Annotated in this window: 14 protein-coding genes and 2 tRNA genes; 6 read left to right on the forward strand and 10 right to left on the reverse strand. The window is 61.8% G+C overall.

Annotation, left to right across the window (positions count from 1 at the left end; translation table 11 throughout):
• Positions 1-225: 225 nt before the first annotated feature.
• A complete protein-coding gene (locus Pla111_RS12860; RefSeq protein WP_146574857.1) occupies positions 226-1185 on the reverse strand; it encodes a hypothetical protein in 960 nt (319 codons plus the stop codon).
• 562 nt (positions 1186-1747) lie between these two features.
• Between Pla111_RS12860 and Pla111_RS12865 the strand changes: the two genes are divergently transcribed.
• The 6 genes from Pla111_RS12865 (at position 1748) to Pla111_RS12890 (ending at position 11964) form a co-directional block, all read left to right on the forward strand.
• Positions 1748-2326: a sigma-70 family RNA polymerase sigma factor gene (locus Pla111_RS12865; protein ID WP_197525015.1), complete on the forward strand. Its 579-nt coding sequence runs from the start codon at positions 1748-1750 to the stop codon at positions 2324-2326.
• Positions 2326-4182: a FecR domain-containing protein gene (locus tag Pla111_RS12870; protein ID WP_146446818.1), complete on the forward strand. Its 1857-nt coding sequence runs from the start codon at positions 2326-2328 to the stop codon at positions 4180-4182. Before Pla111_RS12865 ends, Pla111_RS12870 begins: the two co-directional genes overlap by 1 nt.
• A gap of 11 nt (positions 4183-4193) precedes the next feature.
• Positions 4194-6887: a beta-L-arabinofuranosidase domain-containing protein gene (locus Pla111_RS12875; protein WP_146574859.1), complete on the forward strand. Its 2694-nt coding sequence runs from the start codon at positions 4194-4196 to the stop codon at positions 6885-6887.
• A gap of 9 nt (positions 6888-6896) precedes the next feature.
• Positions 6897-8003, forward strand: coding sequence for an aldose epimerase family protein (locus Pla111_RS12880; RefSeq protein ID WP_146574860.1), 1107 nt, complete (start codon positions 6897-6899; stop codon positions 8001-8003).
• 225 nt (positions 8004-8228) lie between these two features.
• Complete coding sequence (locus Pla111_RS12885) at positions 8229-11033, forward strand: DUF5695 domain-containing protein (RefSeq protein WP_146574861.1); 2805 nt, start codon at positions 8229-8231, stop codon at positions 11031-11033.
• A gap of 679 nt (positions 11034-11712) precedes the next feature.
• Complete coding sequence (locus tag Pla111_RS12890; RefSeq protein WP_146574862.1) at positions 11713-11964, forward strand: hypothetical protein; 252 nt, start codon at positions 11713-11715, stop codon at positions 11962-11964.
• On the opposite strand, the gene Pla111_RS12895 is transcribed toward Pla111_RS12890, so the two are convergent.
• The 9 genes from Pla111_RS12895 to Pla111_RS12930 form a co-directional block, all read right to left on the reverse strand.
• A complete protein-coding gene (locus Pla111_RS12895) occupies positions 11961-13211 on the reverse strand; it encodes a bifunctional DNA primase/polymerase (RefSeq protein WP_146574863.1) in 1251 nt (416 codons plus the stop codon). The genes Pla111_RS12890 and Pla111_RS12895 overlap by 4 nt on opposite strands.
• A complete protein-coding gene (locus tag Pla111_RS12900; protein ID WP_146574864.1) occupies positions 13208-14650 on the reverse strand; it encodes a ParB N-terminal domain-containing protein in 1443 nt (480 codons plus the stop codon). The genes Pla111_RS12895 and Pla111_RS12900 overlap by 4 nt, the downstream gene beginning before the upstream one ends.
• Positions 14651-14887: 237 nt before the next feature.
• Positions 14888-14954, reverse strand: a tRNA-Gly gene (locus Pla111_RS17285).
• A gap of 21 nt (positions 14955-14975) precedes the next feature.
• Positions 14976-15206, reverse strand: coding sequence for a DUF1580 domain-containing protein (locus Pla111_RS12905; RefSeq protein WP_146574865.1), 231 nt, complete (start codon positions 15204-15206; stop codon positions 14976-14978).
• A gap of 55 nt (positions 15207-15261) precedes the next feature.
• Positions 15262-16437, reverse strand: coding sequence for a hypothetical protein (locus tag Pla111_RS12910; RefSeq protein ID WP_146574866.1), 1176 nt, complete (start codon positions 16435-16437; stop codon positions 15262-15264).
• A gap of 45 nt (positions 16438-16482) precedes the next feature.
• Complete coding sequence (locus Pla111_RS12915) at positions 16483-17694, reverse strand: tyrosine-type recombinase/integrase (protein ID WP_146574867.1); 1212 nt, start codon at positions 17692-17694, stop codon at positions 16483-16485.
• 111 nt (positions 17695-17805) lie between these two features.
• A tRNA-Gly gene (locus tag Pla111_RS12920) sits at positions 17806-17877 on the reverse strand.
• Between the two features lie 73 nt (positions 17878-17950).
• Positions 17951-18139, reverse strand: a complete 189-nt coding sequence (locus Pla111_RS12925; RefSeq protein ID WP_146574868.1) for a hypothetical protein — start codon at positions 18137-18139, stop codon at positions 17951-17953.
• A gap of 297 nt (positions 18140-18436) precedes the next feature.
• Positions 18437-18946, reverse strand: a complete 510-nt coding sequence (locus Pla111_RS12930) for a hypothetical protein (RefSeq protein WP_146574869.1) — start codon at positions 18944-18946, stop codon at positions 18437-18439.
• Between the last annotated feature and the right edge of the window lie 29 nt (positions 18947-18975).

The following is an 18975-nucleotide window of genomic DNA, read 5'->3' on the forward strand; positions in this document are numbered from 1 at the left end:
CGTACTCACTTGGTGAACCTGCCGTGGCCATCAAGAACTGCTGCACCCTCCAGCCGCAGCTCGCATTCGGGGCGGGTGGCTGTGCGTCGAGGAAGTGAAGTCTCGCCTTCGGCGCACTTCCCCTAGCTGTGCACCGCAAGACGCAAGGTCGAGGGTCTCCGGCCGCTGACCGGAGACCCTCGCCTATCATTGCGTGCAGCTACTCTCCCACCCCAACGTCACGAGCTAAGCCCGCCGACGCGCGAGCAGCAGCGGGCACGAAACCAGCAAGAGAGCGGCCGTAGCCGGCTCGGGCACCGCTCGAAGCGTGATGACACCGTTCGAGAAGCTGACCCCAATCGGACTGGCGCCGCCGTCGCCGACGATCCAACCCGAGTTGACGTAGTTGTCGCGGATATAGTCGGCTTCCGCTTTCGTGGCGGCGCCACGGATGCCATCGCCGTTCTCGTCGGTCCACCACTCGCCGTGAACGGTCAGGACGCCGTTGTCACGGATATCCAGTAGCGACGTCCCTACCGGTACGGCTTCGAACGCCTCGATCCACAAGACGCCCGGCGCGAAGCCGTTGTTGTCGTCGGTCAGGTTGACCTGAGCGTTGTCACTGATCGTGACCACGGAGTTGGCATCCTGGGCGCCGAGGCGAAGCAAGTCGGTGTTGACGATGCTGTCGCCGCTGACGTGCATCTCGGCGTTGATTCCGACGCTGCCCACACCGGGGCCGAACGCTTCGGGAACGGTGATGCCAGCGGCGTTCACGACCCCGCCCGACATGTTGAACTGCACCAGCTGGCCGGGCAGCACGTTCGTTCCACGGCCTACGTTGAACAGGAAGTTGCCCTGAGTGGTCAGCGAGCCGCCGGTCATCGTCAGCGTGTTGCTAGCCGCCTGCGAGCCGAAGGCACCTTCCTTCGGGTGCCCGATCTGCACGGCGAAGGCTTCGACGTTCATTCCGTCTTCGATAAGAATGTTGGTGCCATCGAGCAGATTCCGCGCGACGTTGCCGTCTGTCACCGCGTTGTCCTTGTCGGTGGGGCTGCTCGGCACGATGCCAGTATCCCAGTTGGCTGGGTCGTCGAAACGATCAGTAGCTCCCGCGCCCGTCCATCGGGCATCGGCTAGGGCCATCGAAGCGGAAGCCATAACGCCGATCGCAGCGGCGCAGCTCAGCAAGGTTCGCAGCTTCATGAGACTCTCCTTCTTGGTGTGAGAAGCACAGGTGAAATAGAGGAACGAGGAAGTGGAGACGAGGAGTCGTGGGGGCTGCCTCATGACACGCAGATGATCGTCTGGCCGCTGGTCCATTGCGGCCTTGCTGATACTCGCGTTGCTCGGAATCACGGCAAGCCATTGCTACCGAACCACTTACAGCTGCCCAGTCGAGCGACAAGGCTGTGCCTGCGTGTCTGACAAGAGCTGCGTCTGAACGCGAGCCGGCCGCCCTATGACTACAACTGCACCGCCCGCGATCCTTTGCACAAAAATCCGCTAACTTCGTCCCACGCTTGTTGCCGCAACACGACCGGGGCGAGTCGTCGCCGGCGTTGTCCTTTCGGGCCGGTGGGTCGCTCAGCCCTGGCCTGCGCGTGCTCTGCATGCGACTCTTGACCGAGGGCTCCGCGGTCGTCAGGCCGCGCCTGCTGCTTCTCGTCTACGAACTGGAGGGATTTCTGTGCAGAAATCGGCTCATCACGCTGTCGCTAGTAGGACCGGGTTGCCTCCGCGAACTTCGTTCAAGCAGGATCTAGACGTGCCTAAGGGAGAACCGCCAGAAGGACGCCATCGACCGGAAGAACATCTTGATCCGGAGACCTTTGTCAGCTTGGTGGTGACCCACGAAACCCGTGTGCGTGCCTTCATCGCGTCGCTGATGCTGCCCGCGAGTGACGTAGATGACGTTTTTCAGACCGCATGCATGGCGGCGTTCCGCAAGATGCACGACTTCCGCTGCACGGATCAACCGCCAGACGAAGCGTTCGTCCGCTGGTTCTGCACGATCGCCAAGTTCGAAGTGCTTCTGTACTACCGAAAGCGTCGCAGTGCAAAGGTGACTTTCAGCACGGAGGTCGTTGAGGAGATAGCTGAGCTGCAGATCAACTCTTTGGACCGGCTGAACTACCGCCTGGAGGCCCTGCGAGCGTGCATTGACGCCCTCGGAGATAAGGAAAAGATGCTGATTCGGATGCGATACGGAAACGGCATTCCCGTGGCCGATATCGCTGAGAGAATAGGCCTGTCTGCCAACGGCATGTACAAAGCGCTCGAACGAGTGCGTGCGAGGTTGCTCAGCTGCGTCAAGGCAAAACTCCGAGCCGAGGGTCTGGGCTGATGGCTGAACGCAGCACGATCAAAGCTTTGTTGATGCGGTTCGTCGACGACGAGTTGTCCGAGGCGGACGTCGTTGCATTGAACGAGGCTTTGGCCGGCGACGAAGCGGTCCAACAAGAGTACGTCGACGCGGCGTACCTCCGCGAAGGCATGCGTAGGTGGGCACACTCTCGCGGTGCGGCAGATGAGTGGCAAGTCATCCGTTCGGCTGTCGGTATCGGGCCCCCGGATGAGGCTTCTAGCGCCGGGTCCGACGGAAGTGAGTGGTCGGTCGTAGCTGCGAATTCGATGCCAAGTGACGCACGCTATTCGCCTGTCGATCTGCGAGCCGCTAGACAACGAAAGAATCGAGTAGCAATCGCCACCACAGCTGCTGCCGTCCTCATATTGGCGATCGGCGGATGGTACTACAGGCTGTCGGCTACCGGTGGCTTCGTCGCCGCGGGCGACGCCTACGCGGGAGACCTCACGAAGAGCGAGGAAGATCTCGCGCTATCGGATTCAGATTCAGTCGTCGCGCGACTTACCGCGGCGACGCCGGACGTTCGGTGGAGTGGTGGGAAAGTTCCTTCGGACTTCTTGATGCGGTTCCGCCCCGGCGACATTCTGGGCATCGAGTCGGGTATTGCCCAGGTGGAGTTCAGCGGGGGGGCGAATCTTGTGCTTTGCTCACCGGCGTCGGTCCAATTCACCGGCGGCACGTCAGCGAGGCTGATGAGGGGCTGCGTCACGGGCCGGGCGGATGGCGCTAACTTCGTGCTGGTAACTCCTACCGCGACGGTCGTTGATATCGGGACCGAGTTTGGAGTCGGGGTCGGACCCAGCGGAACTGATGTAACCGTGTTTGAGGGTGAGATCCACGTTCACAGCTTGAAGGACAGCGGCGATGGCGGGCCAATGCGTCGGGTACGGGAAGGTATGTCGATGCGGATCGACTCGAATGGGTCTCCTACTGTGCTCCGCGGGCAACCTGATTACCCGTACCGCCGCGATCTCTTGCAACCAGCCGATCCCCGAGGCGCCGAGGGGACTGTGAGCCTGCTCGATCTGGTCGGTGGTAACGACTACTTTCGTGCGAGGATCGCTGGATCGATCGACCCACGCACCGGATACTGGGGCTCTCCTCCCTGGGTAGGACCGGATCGCCAGCGGGCGTTGCGGGGAGACACCCAGTTCACGGCGACTCCCTGGAATCCGATGGTGGATGGCGTCTTTATACCTCGCGCGAACGCGAGAGAGATGCAGATCGACTCCGATGGCCACATGGTTCACCTGCCGCCGAACAACGGGACATCATGGGGTCCCATCTGGGCGCGGCGCAGCTCCGAGATTGATCGTGACAATGAGTTCCGGACGGCGAACCGTCGTGACCTGTGGGGTAGCGGAACCCTCGAAGCGGTCCATCGGCGATTGCTAGACGCCAAAGATGGCGTGCTAGGGCTTCACGCCAACGTCGGAATCACGTTCGACCTCGGCTCGATCAGCGACGCCCAGCGAGCCGACGTCGTCGAGTTCTGTGCCCTACTGCATAACCTCGGAGCCGTCTCCGACGAGGAAGGGGTGCTCGAACAGTCAGTAGCGGATCTGCGTGTATTCGTAGACGGAAAGCTGAAGTACAGCCGGCTAGACTTCAACGCGGACGACGGCGAGGCGTCGATCGTCGTGCAGCTGAGCCCGAGCAATCGGTTCCTTACCCTCGTGGCGACCGACTCCGATGGCGATCCGAAGGTCGACCATGTCGTGCTGGTCGATCCTGTGCTGCGATTACAAGACAAGCCGCCGCTTGCGTGTCAGCCAGGAACGGACGGCCTCTGCTTGGCACGGCTGCTCGATCTGTCGCTGGTTCGTAGTCGGTAGGGCGTACGGCGATGGGGGACCCTCTGATCAAGCAATCGGTCGCTCGACCTCTCAGCGCAGCTCCGGCGATCTTCGTCCCGCGCAGTTGGTGGCCGACGGTCATCATCACCGTGAGTCTTGTGGTCGTCGTCGGCCCGCTCGCGAGTGGCGAGACCAGCATCTCGGCGTTAACGCGTCCACCGACGGACGTCCGCAATTCGCACTACCTGTCGAATAGGCCGCCGCTGCAGCCCGCCGCCTTTGTGAAGCTGCCGATCGGCAGTGTCAAACCACGGGGCTGGCTGTTGGAGACGCTTCGCCGCCAGCGAGCGGGGCTGGCGGGCCGACTTCAGGAAGTCAGCGCCTGGCTGCAAGAGGACGGCAACGCGTGGGTCGATCCACAGGGCAGGGGGAAGTGGGGCTGGGAGGAGGTGCCCTACTGGCTGCGCGGATCGATCCTGCTCGCGCAGCTTCTCGATGATGGAGACTTGAACGCCGAAACCGTCGGGTGGATAGAAGCGGTCCTCGCGAGCAAGCGACCCAATGGAGACTTCGGGCCCCGGCGGATCTTCGGCGACGACGATTCGCCCGACCTCTGGGCCAACATCCTGATGCTGTCTTGCCTCCAGTCCTACTACGAGTGCACGGCAGATCCCCGCGTCTTAGAATTGATGCTCGGGTACTGCCGCTACGTGGCAACGATTCCCGATGAGAAGATGCTCACGCACTTCTGGCAATACTATCGGGGCGGCGATCTGCTTGAAGTCGTTTACTGGCTGTTCAATCACACGGAAGAAGAGTGGTTGCTAGGCCTCGCCGAGAAGGTGCATCGGAACACGGCCAACTGGCGTCTCAACGGTGACCTTCCTAGCTGGCACGGCGTCAACATCGCGCAGGCCTTCGGGGAGCCCGCGACGTACTACCTGCAGTCCGGAGACTCAAGTGACCTGCGCGCCGCGTACGACAACTTCCGGTTGGTTCGGAAGAGCTACGGCCGATTTCCGGGCGGGATGTTCGCCGCCGATGAAAATGCTCGCGTGGGCTATCGTGATCCGCGGCAGGCCATCGAGACCTGTGCGGTCGTCGAGCAGATCCGGTCCGATCAGCAGCTGCTGGTCATTACCGGAGATCCCCTCTGGGCTGACCACGTCGAGGATGTCGCCTTCAACACCTTCCCTGCGACGCTCGCGCCCGATTACCGGTCGCTCCGTTATCTGACGAGCCCCAATCTTGTCGTTAGCGATAGTCGCGACTATTCGCCCGGGATTGAGAACGTTGGGCCGATGTTCAACTTCAATCCGCTGAGCCACCGGTGCTGCCAACACAATCACACGCAGGGTTGGCCGCGGTTCATAGAGTATCTTTGGTTGGCCACGAACGACCACGGACTCTTGGCGGCATGCTACGGACCGAGCGTCGTCGAGGCAGTTGTCGGAGACGGTGTCGCCGTCCGCGTTGTTGAAACGACCCGCTACCCCTTCGAAGAGCAGGTCGTGTTCGACATCACGCCCGACTCACCCGCGAAGTTCCCTCTCTACCTGAGGATTCCCGCATGGTCCAAGCGGACCGAGGTCACCCTCAACGACGTCGTCGTGGCGGAGAACATTGCGCAGGGTGGCTATGTCCGGATTGAGCATAGGTGGAAGCACGGCGACACCGTCACGCTGCGGATGCCGATGGACGTGCGAGTCCATCGCTGGCGAGACAATCACAACAGCATCAGCGTCAGCCGCGGCCCAATTACCTACGCACTGCGAATCGGCAGCACGAAGGTAGTCGTCGATCCGACCGACACCGCCGCGGTCGATTCGCAGTGGCGTCCCGTCGTTGACCTCGAGGCGTGGCCGGCGTTCGAGCTTCATCCAACGACGCCTTGGAACTACGGTTTGGTGCTGGAAGAGCTACCGGTTGAGGACAACTTCCGCGTCGAGCACCGCGAATGGCCGCGGTCCAACTACCCGTTCGCTCCGGACTCATCACCCGTAGCAATCCGTTGCGAGGGGAAACGCATCCCTGAGTGGACCGTCGATCTCACCGGCATGTGCGGCCGGTTGCAGCAAAGCCCCGCCTACTCGGAGGCGCCCACGGAACCGCTCACGTTGCTGCCGATGGGCGCCGCGCCGCTGCGGATCAGTGTGTTTCCGGAAGCGGGCGACGACCGCGGCCTCAGGCGTTGGAGAGGCGTTGCCAGCACCGACTTGTCCTACACCCCCGCGGCCTCCTACTGCTCTGCGGATGACCGGCTCTCGGCGATGGCCGATGGTCTGCTCCCCTGCGCGTCCAGCGACCAAGCGATCCCGCGCCTGACCTTCCTGCCAAGGACCGGCACGACCGAGTGGCTCCAAGCCGACTTCGATCAGCCACGCGACCTCCGTAGCGTGAGCGTCTACTGGTGCGACGACTCGTCTCGGTACGACCACGCCCCCACCGGCCCCTTCGACAAGGCGATCAACGAAGCCGATTGCCGTGTGCCGGCTTCGTGGAGGCTGCTCTATCGGGATGGCCAAGACTGGAAGCCGGTGCAGACAGACGGTCCCTACGGGACCGACGTCAATCGATTCAACGTGACCAGTTTCGCCCCAGTTGTCACCACCGCGCTGAGGATCGAGGTGCAGCTCGCGCCCGAAGCTTCCGCCGGCGTGTTGGAATGGCGGATCGGCGGTTCGACACGAGAACCGCCGGCGGCAGCACAAGCCTCTGACAACTCACGCGATGCATCCCCATAGAGACGCCCCATGTCAATGAGATCCCTGCTTCTGTGCGGCATGTCCGTGTCAGCCGCAACCAGCTGCCACGCGCAGATCGTCGAGGAAGACTTCGACAGCATCCGACTGTTCACGCTGCGGAACGCCTCGGGCATCGAGGTCCGCATTACGAACTACGGGGCGATCATCACTTCGATCCGTACGCCGGACCGCGATGGCGAGCTGGCGGACATCGCACTCGGGTACACCCGTGTCGAAGACTACATCAACGCGGTGGACAAACCGTACTTCGGGGCCGTGGTTGGCCGCTATGGCAATCGGATCGCGGGCGGGCAGTTCACCTTAGACGGCGAATCCTACGAGCTCGCCCGTAACAACGGAGAGAACCATCTCCACGGAGGCGTCATCGGCTTCGACAAGGTCGTGTGGGCTGCGGAGCCGCTGCCGGAGTCTAACGCGCTGCGGCTGACGTACCGCGCCAAGGATCTCGAAGAGGGATACCCGGGCAATCTCGATCTGGAAGTGGTCTATCGGCTCACCGACAAGGACGAGTTGGTCGTCTCCTACCGCGCGACAACCGACAAGGCGACGCCGGTCAACGTTACGCAGCACACGTACTTCAATCTGCGTGGCGAGGGCGACGGAACGATCCTCGGCCATGAGCTGATGCTCAACGCCGACGGCTACACGCCTGTTGACGAAGGCCTGATCCCGCAGGGGAAGATCGCACCCGTGACTGGCACACCATTCGACTTCCGGACTAGCAAATCCATCGGAAAAGACATCGGCACCGAAAACGAGCAGCTCCAATTCGGAGGAGGGTACGACCACAACTGGGTACTCAACCGAGAGGGAGACACGGCGTCACTCGTCCTTGCGGCTCGCGTCTACGAACCCGAATCGGGCCGGGCGATGGAGATCCGAACGACCGAGCCGGGGATCCAGTTCTACAGCGGAAACTTCTTGGATGGACGGCTTTTCGGCAAGTCCGGCAAGAGTTACGTGCACCGCGGGGGCTTCTGCCTTGAGACGCAGCACTTCCCCGACAGCCCGAATCAGCCGCACTTCCCGAGCACCATCCTCCGGCCCGGTGAGCTCTACGAGAGCACCACGGTCTTGCGATTCTTCACCCAGTAAGAAGGGCACCGCGTCGCTCAATCCTGATCAGCAACCGGCGCCGAGGTCGGCGAGGCGACCATGCAGCGCACCGCACCGCACAAACTATCGCTCGCTCGGCAGGCTCTGTGCCCGCGGATTGGCCACTCGCTTCGCCGGCTCGCGCGTGCTGTCAGATTGCCTAATCGGCGATGCAGAAGTAACGGTCGTGCCACCGTAACCGTCGCGCTGCATATTCTGCTATGCGTGAGCCCGTCTCATGCGGCAGAGTCAGAGCTCCGTGGAGCCGGGTTCGCGTTGGTATTCGACCAGGAACGCGGCAGCGTCACCAGCCTGAAGTGCGATCACGACCCGCACAGCGCCGAATTCATCAAGCCGGGTCACCTTCTCGGGGACGTCACGCTCAGTTATCGCCGCCCCGGCGAACCGTGGCGGACCGCGCGACTGGGAGATCCTGGCGCCCATTACATTGTTGAGTCCGATTCGAACGGCGTTGAGGTGCGTTATCGGCTGCCCGGTGACCTCGAACTGGTCAAGACGTTCGCCCTAAGCGCCTCGCGTCTGGCCTGGATTCTGAAGCTACGCAACCTTGGCGAGCAAACGCTCGAGGTCGGGGACCTCGGCCTCCCGCTCCGGATGAACACGGACTACGTCGGCGGTGACCTGCAGGACGAGGACGCCGTCCGCAAGACGTACGAGAGCCGGCTAAACCGTCATCGCCTCGTCGCCGGTCACGGCTCATTCGTTTACTGGACGAAAGCGATCGGCTTTGGGCCCATCTTGGTGATGACGCCGAGCGGAGCCACGCGTTTGGAGTACTTCGACGCCGGTCACACCGCCTTCGTCCACTCGGCCCGTAGCGGTCCCGACGCGCCACAGGGCACGTGGCGCCAGCCCCACACCGGCGTCACCCTGGCGCCGAAGGGAGAGCCGAACGACGCCGCTCGCTACGGCTTCACCTTCGCTTGGGCCAACAACCTACGTGACGTCCGAGACATCCTCTACGACGACGGCCTCCTTGACGTGTACGTCGTTCCAGGCATGACGCTGCCGACTGACCTGACGGCTCGCGTTGCGCTGCGCACCCGGAGCCGAACTCTCACCCTTCAGCCGGAGCACCCCGAGGCGACGAGCATCGTCTACCTCGGGGAGGCCCAGCCGGACGTCCATGTCTACGAACTGGGCTTCTCGCGGCTGGGCGAGAACGCCGTCCGGGTGGATTACGACGGAGGCCGCTCACTGAAACTGGAGTTCTTCAGCACGGAGTCGTTAGAGACGCTCTACCGAAAGCGCGCCCGCTTCATCACGCAGAAGCAACAGCATCGAAACGGCAAGTGGTACAACGGCTTGTTCAGCCTCTGGGACATGCGAGAGAAGGCCTTGCGCGGTCCTGAGGACACCGGCGGCCTGCAGGACTACATGGTGGGCGGGTCGGACGACCCCTCCAACTCGAAGGCGGTGTTGGTCGCTGAGAAGAACGTTGTTCTGCCCGACGCCGACGAGATCGCCGCGCTCGAGTATTACCTGGAGCACTTCGTCTGGGGGAAGCTCCAGCGCACCAATCAAGAGCATCCCCATCCCTATGGGATCTACGGCAGCGAGAACTGGTACCTAAACCGCACGACCGCGTGGGGAACGACGCTGCCCGACCGTATCCGGTCGTACGAGAAGATGTTCGGCGTCCCCCAGGGAACCGGGTTGGGAGCAGAACGCTTGTGGAGGTCGTTCGACTACACGACCTTCATCATGCTCTACTACGACATGTACCGGATCGCCGACCAGTACCCCAACCTGGTGACCTACCTCGACGCCCAGGGGTACCTTGAGAGGGCGTACGGCACGGCCCAAGCGTACTTCCGGGTTCCCTACGCGATCCACTTGGTCGGGCGGCCGCTGTGGTCGCACAAAGGGTACAGCGACTGGGCTTACAAGCTCGGCAACTTCCATGAGCGGTACCTCATCGATCTCATCCGTACGCTGCGGCAGGAGGGCATGGATCAGGAAGCCGAATGGCTTCGGGGTGAGTGGGAGAAGAAGGTCAAGTACTTCCTCTACGACGAACCGTTCCCGTTCGGTTCGGAGTTCGTGTTCGACAGGACCGCCTTCGAATCGACGCACGCGATAGCGCGCTACGCGATCGAGAACCCGATGCAGCCCGACCGAAACCTCTGGTTTGATCGGAACCGCAACCGTTGGTACTCGCACCCGGACGTTCGGCCCGAGCACGCCGAACTGTTCATGAAGAGGCAGATCGACGCCAACATCGCTATGCGTGGGTCGCTGGAAGCCACGTACTACTACCTGGGCTCAGCGCGGGTCGGAGCGAACACGCTCGACTACATGTCGCAGATGGCCGGCTGGGCCGTCTTGGACTACGGCCTGCATTACAGCGACGACCCCGCGCCGTATGTGCGGCTGGGGTACGCGTCGTTGTTGAGCTCTTGGGCCCTTGTGAACTCAGGAACCGCCGAATCAGGATACGGCTACTGGTATCCGGGCGAAGAGAACGACGGGGCGGCGGGCTGGTGCTTTCAGACGCTAAAGAACGGCGAGAACTGGGCTACCGGGACCTCGGCCCGGGGGATCTGGCCCTACGACGGAGAGATCGACCACGGCCTAGCAAGCGGCATCCGCGCGGCTGCCACCGTCGTGATGGACGACCCCCTCTTCGGCAGGATTGCGATCGGGGGTTCCTACGGCTCGCGCGACGGCTGGAACACCGTTGTGCCCCAAGACGGCGTACGCCGCCGCCTGCATCTGCTCGTGGGATCGGAACGTGTCCACCTGACGCTGCACACCGACGGCCTACAGAAGTCGGAAGAGGTGCTGTTTAACGACGACTTGACCTATCTCAAGTTCCAGCTTGAGAACCGTTCGGGCGTTGCTCACCAAGGCTCATTCGAAGTCAGTGGGTTGCCTGACGGAGAGTATGCCTTCGTGCTAAACGGCCAGCACATCCGTTCGTTTGACAGCGATCGGGGGCAGAAGATCCATCATTCGTTCGACGTGAGCGGGGTACGCCGGCACACGGCACTTGTACAGCGTCAGTAGTTCTCGAGAGACCTGTGGACTGAGTATGCGTTCGACTGGCCATTTTGAGAATCTCACGTGACAATCCGCCATCGTCGCTACCATCCCACATCGACCAAAATCAGTTCTGATCACACGCTCTAAGGTATTGTGCCTCAGGCCAAAGTAGGCAAGCCGCTCGGTCCGAGGCTCAGCGGGTGGACCAGCCTCGGCAGGTTAGCTACTCGCCGAATCCGCGTCGGTCAGCTCAACCTCGGCAGCTTTCGGATTGCCCGGCGTTCCCTCCGAGACCAACTTATCGGTGACTCGCCCGAACGGTATGGCGCGCAAGTAGGCGTGGTCCGCGGCGGATTGACCAATTTAGCTCGATTGCGGGCTCTTCCCATAGCAGGTGACGCTTTCCAAGCACCCGGGCCCGGTCGGGTCCTCCTGGCCCCCCCGGCCTACCTCAGCGGTACGCGGCATCCAACGTCGTTTTCATATCGGGCGGCGCTAGGCGGTCTCTCTCGCTGTTCCGATGGGGCGATTTTCGCCAATTCTTGCGTTAAGGGTCGGGTCTCGATGAATTGAGCGCTTCGGCAGTTTCGGCCACCCCCCCCGGGTGCATGAGGCCCCCCACTACCGCTTGGGCTTCGCCGTTGTCACCTCTACCGGATTTTGCGGCTCGGCAAAGATGGTGAACGGGCGTACCCTTCTGCGTATGACTCCGCTCCAACGCTACGCCTCGCTAAACCGCACTCATATCGCAGTGCATGAGGCGGTGATCTACCTCGAACAATCGTGGGGGCATGGCGCGCGCGTCGCAGACCTCGCCGAATTGCTCGCCTTCCCCGAACAAGCGGTACGCTATTATCTGGGCGAACTCGATTCGGTTGGGCTCGTTATTTGGGAACCGGCTGGCGACGTGGCTTGGTTTAACGATGGACTCCCTTTGTTGGGTGAGGTCAGCTAGGCAACGCCGCTATTGCCACGCCATCGGTACTGTGACGCCTTGCGAGTCTTGACGTTCCCCTTCTCGACCTCGACTAGCAGACCATCGGCAACCAGCAGGTACAGCCAGCGGTTCGCCTGCTTGTGATCGACGCCCAGCAGTCGCCCCGCATTGCGGCAAGACAAGTAGAACGGCTGGTCTCCTGCGCCGCGTTGCAACTCGCGGCACAGACCGGCCAGCAACTGGACCTCGGATTGCTCGTAGTGCTGCGCGACCTCCGGCAAACCGGCACGGCACGCGCGAGCGAAAGCGGTACTCAAGACGCCTCCTCCGTAGGGGGTGCGGACATTCTGCCATGCCTTGAGAAAGTCGATCCATGTTTCCTCGAAAGGCTTGGTATTGATCGCACGATACGCGCGACGATGCCATTCTTGCACGTATTGCCTTAGTTCTCGCCCGGGCAACTCGGCTAAATCAGGAACCGCCTTCAGCCTCCTGGCGAACTCGAAAACCTGGCGGTGGCGTTGTCCCCCATCGGTCGGGAGCGAGCCCGCGATCGCCTCCTCGACGGTCAACTCGACGTAAATCGTGAAGTCGCGTTGTTCGCTATCGTACTTTTCTCTCCCTTCCCCTTCACCCCTATTGCTTGTGTCTACTGTGTCTACTGTGTCCCCTGTGTGGCATCCGTGAAAACGATCGACCTCGACGGCAGCCTCAACGGCAGGCGCAGCGAAGAAACCCGCTTCGCAAATGTCGATCCACGGCAACTCGCCCTCAGGCAGCGGAACAGCCCAGCCGTAAACGTGCCCGCTCGGGTGGGTGCTCGGCGGGAGAACGCTGTAGCAGCCCACGCCAGCCCGCAGCTCGCCATCCCCTAGGGCAATGGCACCTGTTCCTTCCGGTCGCCCACGGAGCCGCCTACGGGCCTCCTCGACGCTCTCCGGCCAAGCGTTGGCGTAGACGTGGAATCCGCGTCGCGTCGCCACGGTTGGCAGCGTAGCGGCTAGGGCAGGCTGTGCTTCTGCCCAGCGGTGATACGCTCGGGCATCGTCAAAATCACGCGACGCCAGACCGCCAGACACCTGGCCGAAGATTACGCCAACGCCGTTGTCGGTGGCATGAAACCACCGATAGAGGGTCGCAGGCGATGCTGGGTTGCGTTGGTATCGCTTCCACCGATAGCAGGGTTTCTTCTCCGTCATCCGCATCGGAATGATCGACCATCCGCGCTCAACGTAGGCGCGTGCCTCCTCTAGTTCGCGCTTCATGCTTCCTCACTCATGGCGAGGAGCAACCGTTGTCGCGCCTTGGCTACTTCGGCAGCGTCGAGTTTCTCCTGCTCGCGCTCGGCGTTGAGAAGGTTGGTATCGAGAACCGCGTCGATCGCCTCGGCGGTCAATCGCTGGAGGTCTGCAACGCTAAGCGCTTCCAACTCGTAGGCGACAACGTCCTCGCCATGACGCTCCCGAAAACGCTTTGCCTTGCTGTCGCCCGCCTTGAGGTTGATCCCCTCGACACTCTCTAGCGCGCCCAGATCGGCCGCTTGGTCGGGCGTGACAGCTATCTTATAGGCGAGCAGGTTTTCAATATCGAACTCGTCGCGCAGACTCTTTGCAAGGTTCTCGGCGATCGCTTCGCCTGTCGGATCGAAGTCGGTCGCCAGCAGGAGCACAAGCCGTGACTTACCCGTCGCCTTGAATCGCTCGGCTATCCGGTGCTTGGTCGGCATCGACGGCATCCCGCGCAGCGAAGTTACCGGAATCGTGTACCGCATGGCGACAGATTCAATAATCTTCACGGCCGTATTCTTCTCGACGGCCACCTCGACGTGGACCTCCTGCGTTTGGACAAGGTCACGCCAAAAGACACGCGCGAACTCGCTCACCTCATCACGTAAGAACGCCTCGACGTTCGGCCAGCAGCGCCACACCTTCTCGGGGCGGGTCTCGTCGCTAATCAAGTGGTGCGGAATGATGCCCTCGGCCCGCATGCGCGTTAGGAGGTCGCAGAGGTCGCGATAGCTCCGCTGGTCGGCCGCGTATTGGGAATCGGGCTTCGCTGTGTGCCTTAGCGGCCGGTGATGCTGCGCTAGCTCGTAGTGGATTTTGCGATCGTTGATCGGCAGATACGCGCGGTGCTCCTCGATTACCTTGAGGATCGCCGCGACCATCGCCGACTTCGCCCCGCTGATTCGCTTGCGCTGAATGCTGCCGCTCAGGTTGACAGCGGTTAGCAGGTCCTCCTCGACGTGGTCGCGGTGGCCGAGCAAGTCGATATAGGCCGCCTCTGGGTCGGCATCGACGATCGACTCGCGTATCGCCTCAGAAACCGACTTCACGCGATGGCGGTTATGTTCGCGCAGGAGGGCGACGAACTCCTCGCCGAGATACTCGCCGCGTCGCTTGTCGAGATACCGAACCGGGACCGTCGCCAAGCCCGCAACCATCGCCGCGACGCGCCGCCGGTGACCGCTAACGATGAACCCGTCAGCCGTGGCGACGATCGGCTCGAAAACGCCGTTCTCGCGGACGCTGTCGGCCAACTCGATAACTGCCTTGTCAGTCGGCAGCACGGGCCGATAGAGGCGGTCATTCTCGGGTGAGGGGCGTAGGGATTCGGGCGCTACGTGCCGAAGTCGTTCTAGTCCGACTTTTGCCTCGGAACGCTTCCGCGACGCGCTCGGCTTACGTTTCTTTGGAGCCTTCATCGTCCGCACCTCCGACTCTCGGGGGTACGCTCGGCGATCTTATCCGCCGTCGTTAGTGCGCCCTTGCTGGCTTCAACCAGCAGGGCGACGATTCGACGGACTTCTCGGTTAGTGTTCCGTCTAGCGCTCGCACCTCGGGTGCGTACTGCTACAATCATGGCGGGAAGCCTCGCTGGCTACGGAGCGCCCGGACGCTATTCATGCGCCGGGCGTTTCCTATTTAGGAAACCGCCTAGGTGGACCGGACGGGAATCGAACCCGCGCGGAAAGATGGGAAGCCTCGCCTGGCTCCAAGCCCCGGCCCTCCTGGCAAGTCGGGAAGAAACTAGGCGTTCATCGAAGGCGCAGTCGCGGCGGTCTGCGCCTCGACGAACTCGATGACGGCCCGCTCGGTGGTGCGGGGCCGTCCCCCAACCATGACGACCTGCAGTCGCACGCCGCGCACGCCCTGGCGGGTCCAGCGGCTGCAGGTCGTGGGGTGGGGGCGGAACCCAATCGCCTTCTCGACGGCGGTCGGCACGGGCAACAGATTGTCGCCGGGAGAAACTTTAAGCATTGCGAAACCTCTGCGGTTCGAAGGAAAACTGATCCAACGGCCGCATTGTTTCGCGTTAATCGCTGTCCAACATTACGTCATCTTTGGTCGGGGTATCCCGACATTCACGACTGCAATCCCCACTTGGAGCGACAAGGCGGTATCCGTGGCGATCTGTCTCAACGATCCTCTGAATCTGCAAAGGCCATCCCTTGCGCAAACGTTCCGGCTTCGTCGAGTATTTGCTTGCCGTTACCGGTAGCGGATAAGCCTTGAGCATCGCTTCTAGCAGATTTGCAGAATCAGGAGTCACGCTGTAAGACTCTTGGTCTAGTATCACAGAGTTAGACTCAAGGTTCACCTTGAGCCGTCGTGACCAACCCTGCCCCGCGCTTCCCAAGTCTACAGCAGGTATGCCCTCTGATAGGTAGGTTAGGCCCCTAATTAGCATCGCGTCGAGAGCATCGTCGATAAACTTAATTCCTTTCTGCGTGCTCCAGCGGCCTAGCAAATCGCCATCACGGCCATCCCACTGCAGATAGCCAATCTCGCAGCCAAGAAAGCTCATCTCATCGGCAAGATCGCTATCGTTGAAAGCCCTCGCTATTCGAGAGAATTGAAGCAGCGCGGGTCGCACGGCTTCAGGAACTACGGTGCTCTCGTAAACCGCTTCGTGCCCCTGGCCTTCGATCTGCGTTGCCTGAATTGACCAGCGTGCTATCTCCACGCAATCGATAGCTTGATCTACCGATATCTGAGTCTCGCATTGTGATCTATGCAATAAATGGTGCTTGGACATCCACCATTCCCCAAGCACGCGGTAGACGTAAGAAAAGAGCAGCGTGCGAGAGATCGGATCATCTCGTAGGGCAAGCACTATTGACCAGTAATCTACCTCCCTTCCTGCCTGAATAAACTGCCAGCAATCGTTACCAAGCCGATGCTCACACAATTTCTTTATGCCAGACCAAGCTAACTGATTACCGTGCATTGCAATTTCGTTTGCCTTGAAAGCTTTTCGGACCTTCGCGCAGTGCTTCTTGTCTACCAATTGGTAGGCGTTGAAAGCTTGCTTTATAAATCGATCAACTGCCTTTGCAATTGCCCCTGAAGGCTCTAGCTGGGATAGGTCACTATCCCAATCGTTAGCTAGTGCTTGCGCAGCGATTAGGTCGCTTAGTAATTCACAAAGGCAATCCTTGATAGCCTTCAGTTGTTCTTCCTCGTCTCGGCAATCATACTTATCTTGCATGTGAATTAGCTGGATAGGCTTATTTGTAGCTGAGCCAATAACGTTTCAACCAATAGCCAGAGCAACAGCAGCCCCGGCGGCTAGATTCTTCTCGGCGTATATCTCGCTAGTGCGCGCGGTAGAATGACCGAGCACAACCTGCGAAGCCTCCAGACCAAACCTAGCGCGAACCTCGGTGGCGGCCGTATGGCGTAACTGGTTCGGTCGCCATTGATCGACGCCCGCCTTCTCGCATGCCCGCGTAATCGCTTGGCGATAACAGCAAACGCTGTAGCGATTGCCGGGCTTGGTCGCTGGGGCTTCGCTTACGTTCGAGCCGGGTCGATTGCCGCAGGAGAGCGGAGTCACCCGCAGGGCATGCGCTTCAGCCCGACGCCGTGCTTCGCTATCGCAGGGGCGGAAGCAGCACGCTCGCGCATCACGCGCCAGATACTTGAGCAACACGCCTTGCGCCTTCGGACCGATGAAGACAACGCGCTCGCGGCCGTGGTGCTGTGTCTTGTGCTCTGCGGGTCGATAGGTCCAGACTTCGCCCGAACGGTCTACGTCGCAGGGGCGCAAGCTACAGACCTCACCGGGCCGCATACCGGTTAGCCGCTGGAGGCGAACCATATCGCCCACAACCTCGGGCAACTCGGCAACGGTGGCGTCAACGGCGGTGTCAGCCACCGGGAGCACGGGGGACGTCTCGCGAGCGGTGGTGCGTCCAGCGCGCAGGCCCGGGACCATCGCCAGCGCGGCCGGGATGCTCGCGGGAATCAACTCCTCACCAGCAGCCCAGCGGAAGGCGCGCCGCAAGCGGTTGATTGATTGGTTGACGGTGCTACGGGCCAGCCCCTTAGCGACCATCCGCTCGCGTACGGCTTTGAGGGCGAGCGGTCCGAAAGCCTCAGCGGGTTGATCGCCGAAGAGCGCGGCCGCATGCCCGCAGGCAGTCGCCACCATGCCCGCTTCGGCAGTCACCTTGCCAGACTTCACGTAATAGCCACGGGCATAGGTAACGAACCGGTCGCAGACCTCGCGAACCGTGACCACGTGGGGGGAGCCGCTAGCCGTGAACTTGGGGGCTTGGACTTCGCGTCCGATGAGAACGTCAGCCACGGCCGCCGCGTAGGCGGTCCGGCTGGCTTCGCTTCCGTGCACGCCCAGATAGGTCACCTTGCCCCGGACTTTGACGTACGCCTGACCGCTGGCACGGTGGAGGCAGTAGGAAGGAACACGCGGCGGACGCGCCGCCTTAGAGGGTCGTTTGGGCATGCCTTGGTACCTTTCAGGAGTAGTGACTACTCCCGTTTAGGTCTGCTGGCAGCTCTCGCGACCATCGCGAGGTTCGGCCTAAGGTCCGACGCCGTTTGAGTTTCCGACTAGAGCGGGCGAAGGGGTTCGAACCCTCGACATCCAGCTTGGGAAGCTAGCGCTCTACCACTGAGCTACGCCCGCTGAGGCGATCCAAAGCATACGCCCTGCGCGTGGCGCTTGACAACGGCCCGCTGGCAGAAAAAGGCGACCGGCCTTAGGCGGTGCGGTCGAGGGAATCCACGGAGACCGTCGCGGCGGCTTCGGCAGGTGCATCGCCCGCGGCGCTGGCCGGCACGGCCGGAGTCAGGCTCGTGCCCGAGATTGCCAACGCAACCAGGGCCGCAATGGCAACGGTCCATAAACAAACGGACCCGGCTGCGATGCCTCGTTGGGTGCTACTCATCGTCGCGGTTCCTCCATGGTCTCGGCAGCTTGGCCGACCCGGCCCGTATCTTTGGCAAAAGAACGGGGGCGAGTCGCAATAAGCTTCGAGCAGGCAATCAATCAGAGATGCTGAATCGTGTGAGCCGTAAGGCCAACCTACCACACAGGTCCGGATTTAGGTCGAACGGAAATCCGAGATCGTGATCAGGTTTGGCGGCACCGCTATCAGCGTCTTAGGAGCGGGGGGTATGTGTGCAGCCGTGCGTGTGCGGTGTTTGAGTTTGTCGAGCACGTGGTGGAGACGAGATGCGATCGCCTAGCCGACTGGCGCTTGTGCCGTCGCTTGTCGGCGGACGCTATACAGCGCTTCGCGACAGAGCTGGGTGAGTTCCTCGCCAACGGTCATCGCCGGCAGATAGAGCCAAGCGCCGATCTGTCGGGCCCAGAGCTCGTCCTCGTGCGTTGGTGCCTGGTCGGCCACGATCAGCAACGGGGAGCTGGCTTCGCGCAGCTGCTGAACGCTCTGGCGCAAGGCGCTGCGCTGTGGGAGATCGCCCGCCGCGAGTTCGACAATCGCGAACTGCAGCCGCCACTGCTGGACCTGTGCGGCGGTCTCGTCGGGGGATTGGCACGCGACAACCCGCCAGCCGGCAGATTGGGCGGCCTGGGTGACGGCCCGCCTGCGGGCCGGATCGGTAACAAGGACCAGCGACGCACAATCGCCGAACGACCGCACGGAGCGCGGCGTCGGCGAAAGGCGCGGGGTGGTCCGCGGTGTGGGCGTAGGCGGTCGTACCGTCCCGCCGGGGGAGCGAATTTGGCTCATCTTGAGAGCATTCCTAGTAGGGACACGAA

Origin of the sequence: Botrimarina hoheduenensis (genome assembly GCF_007859815.1) — a bacterium.
GTDB lineage: Bacteria > Planctomycetota > Planctomycetia > Pirellulales > Lacipirellulaceae > Botrimarina > Botrimarina hoheduenensis.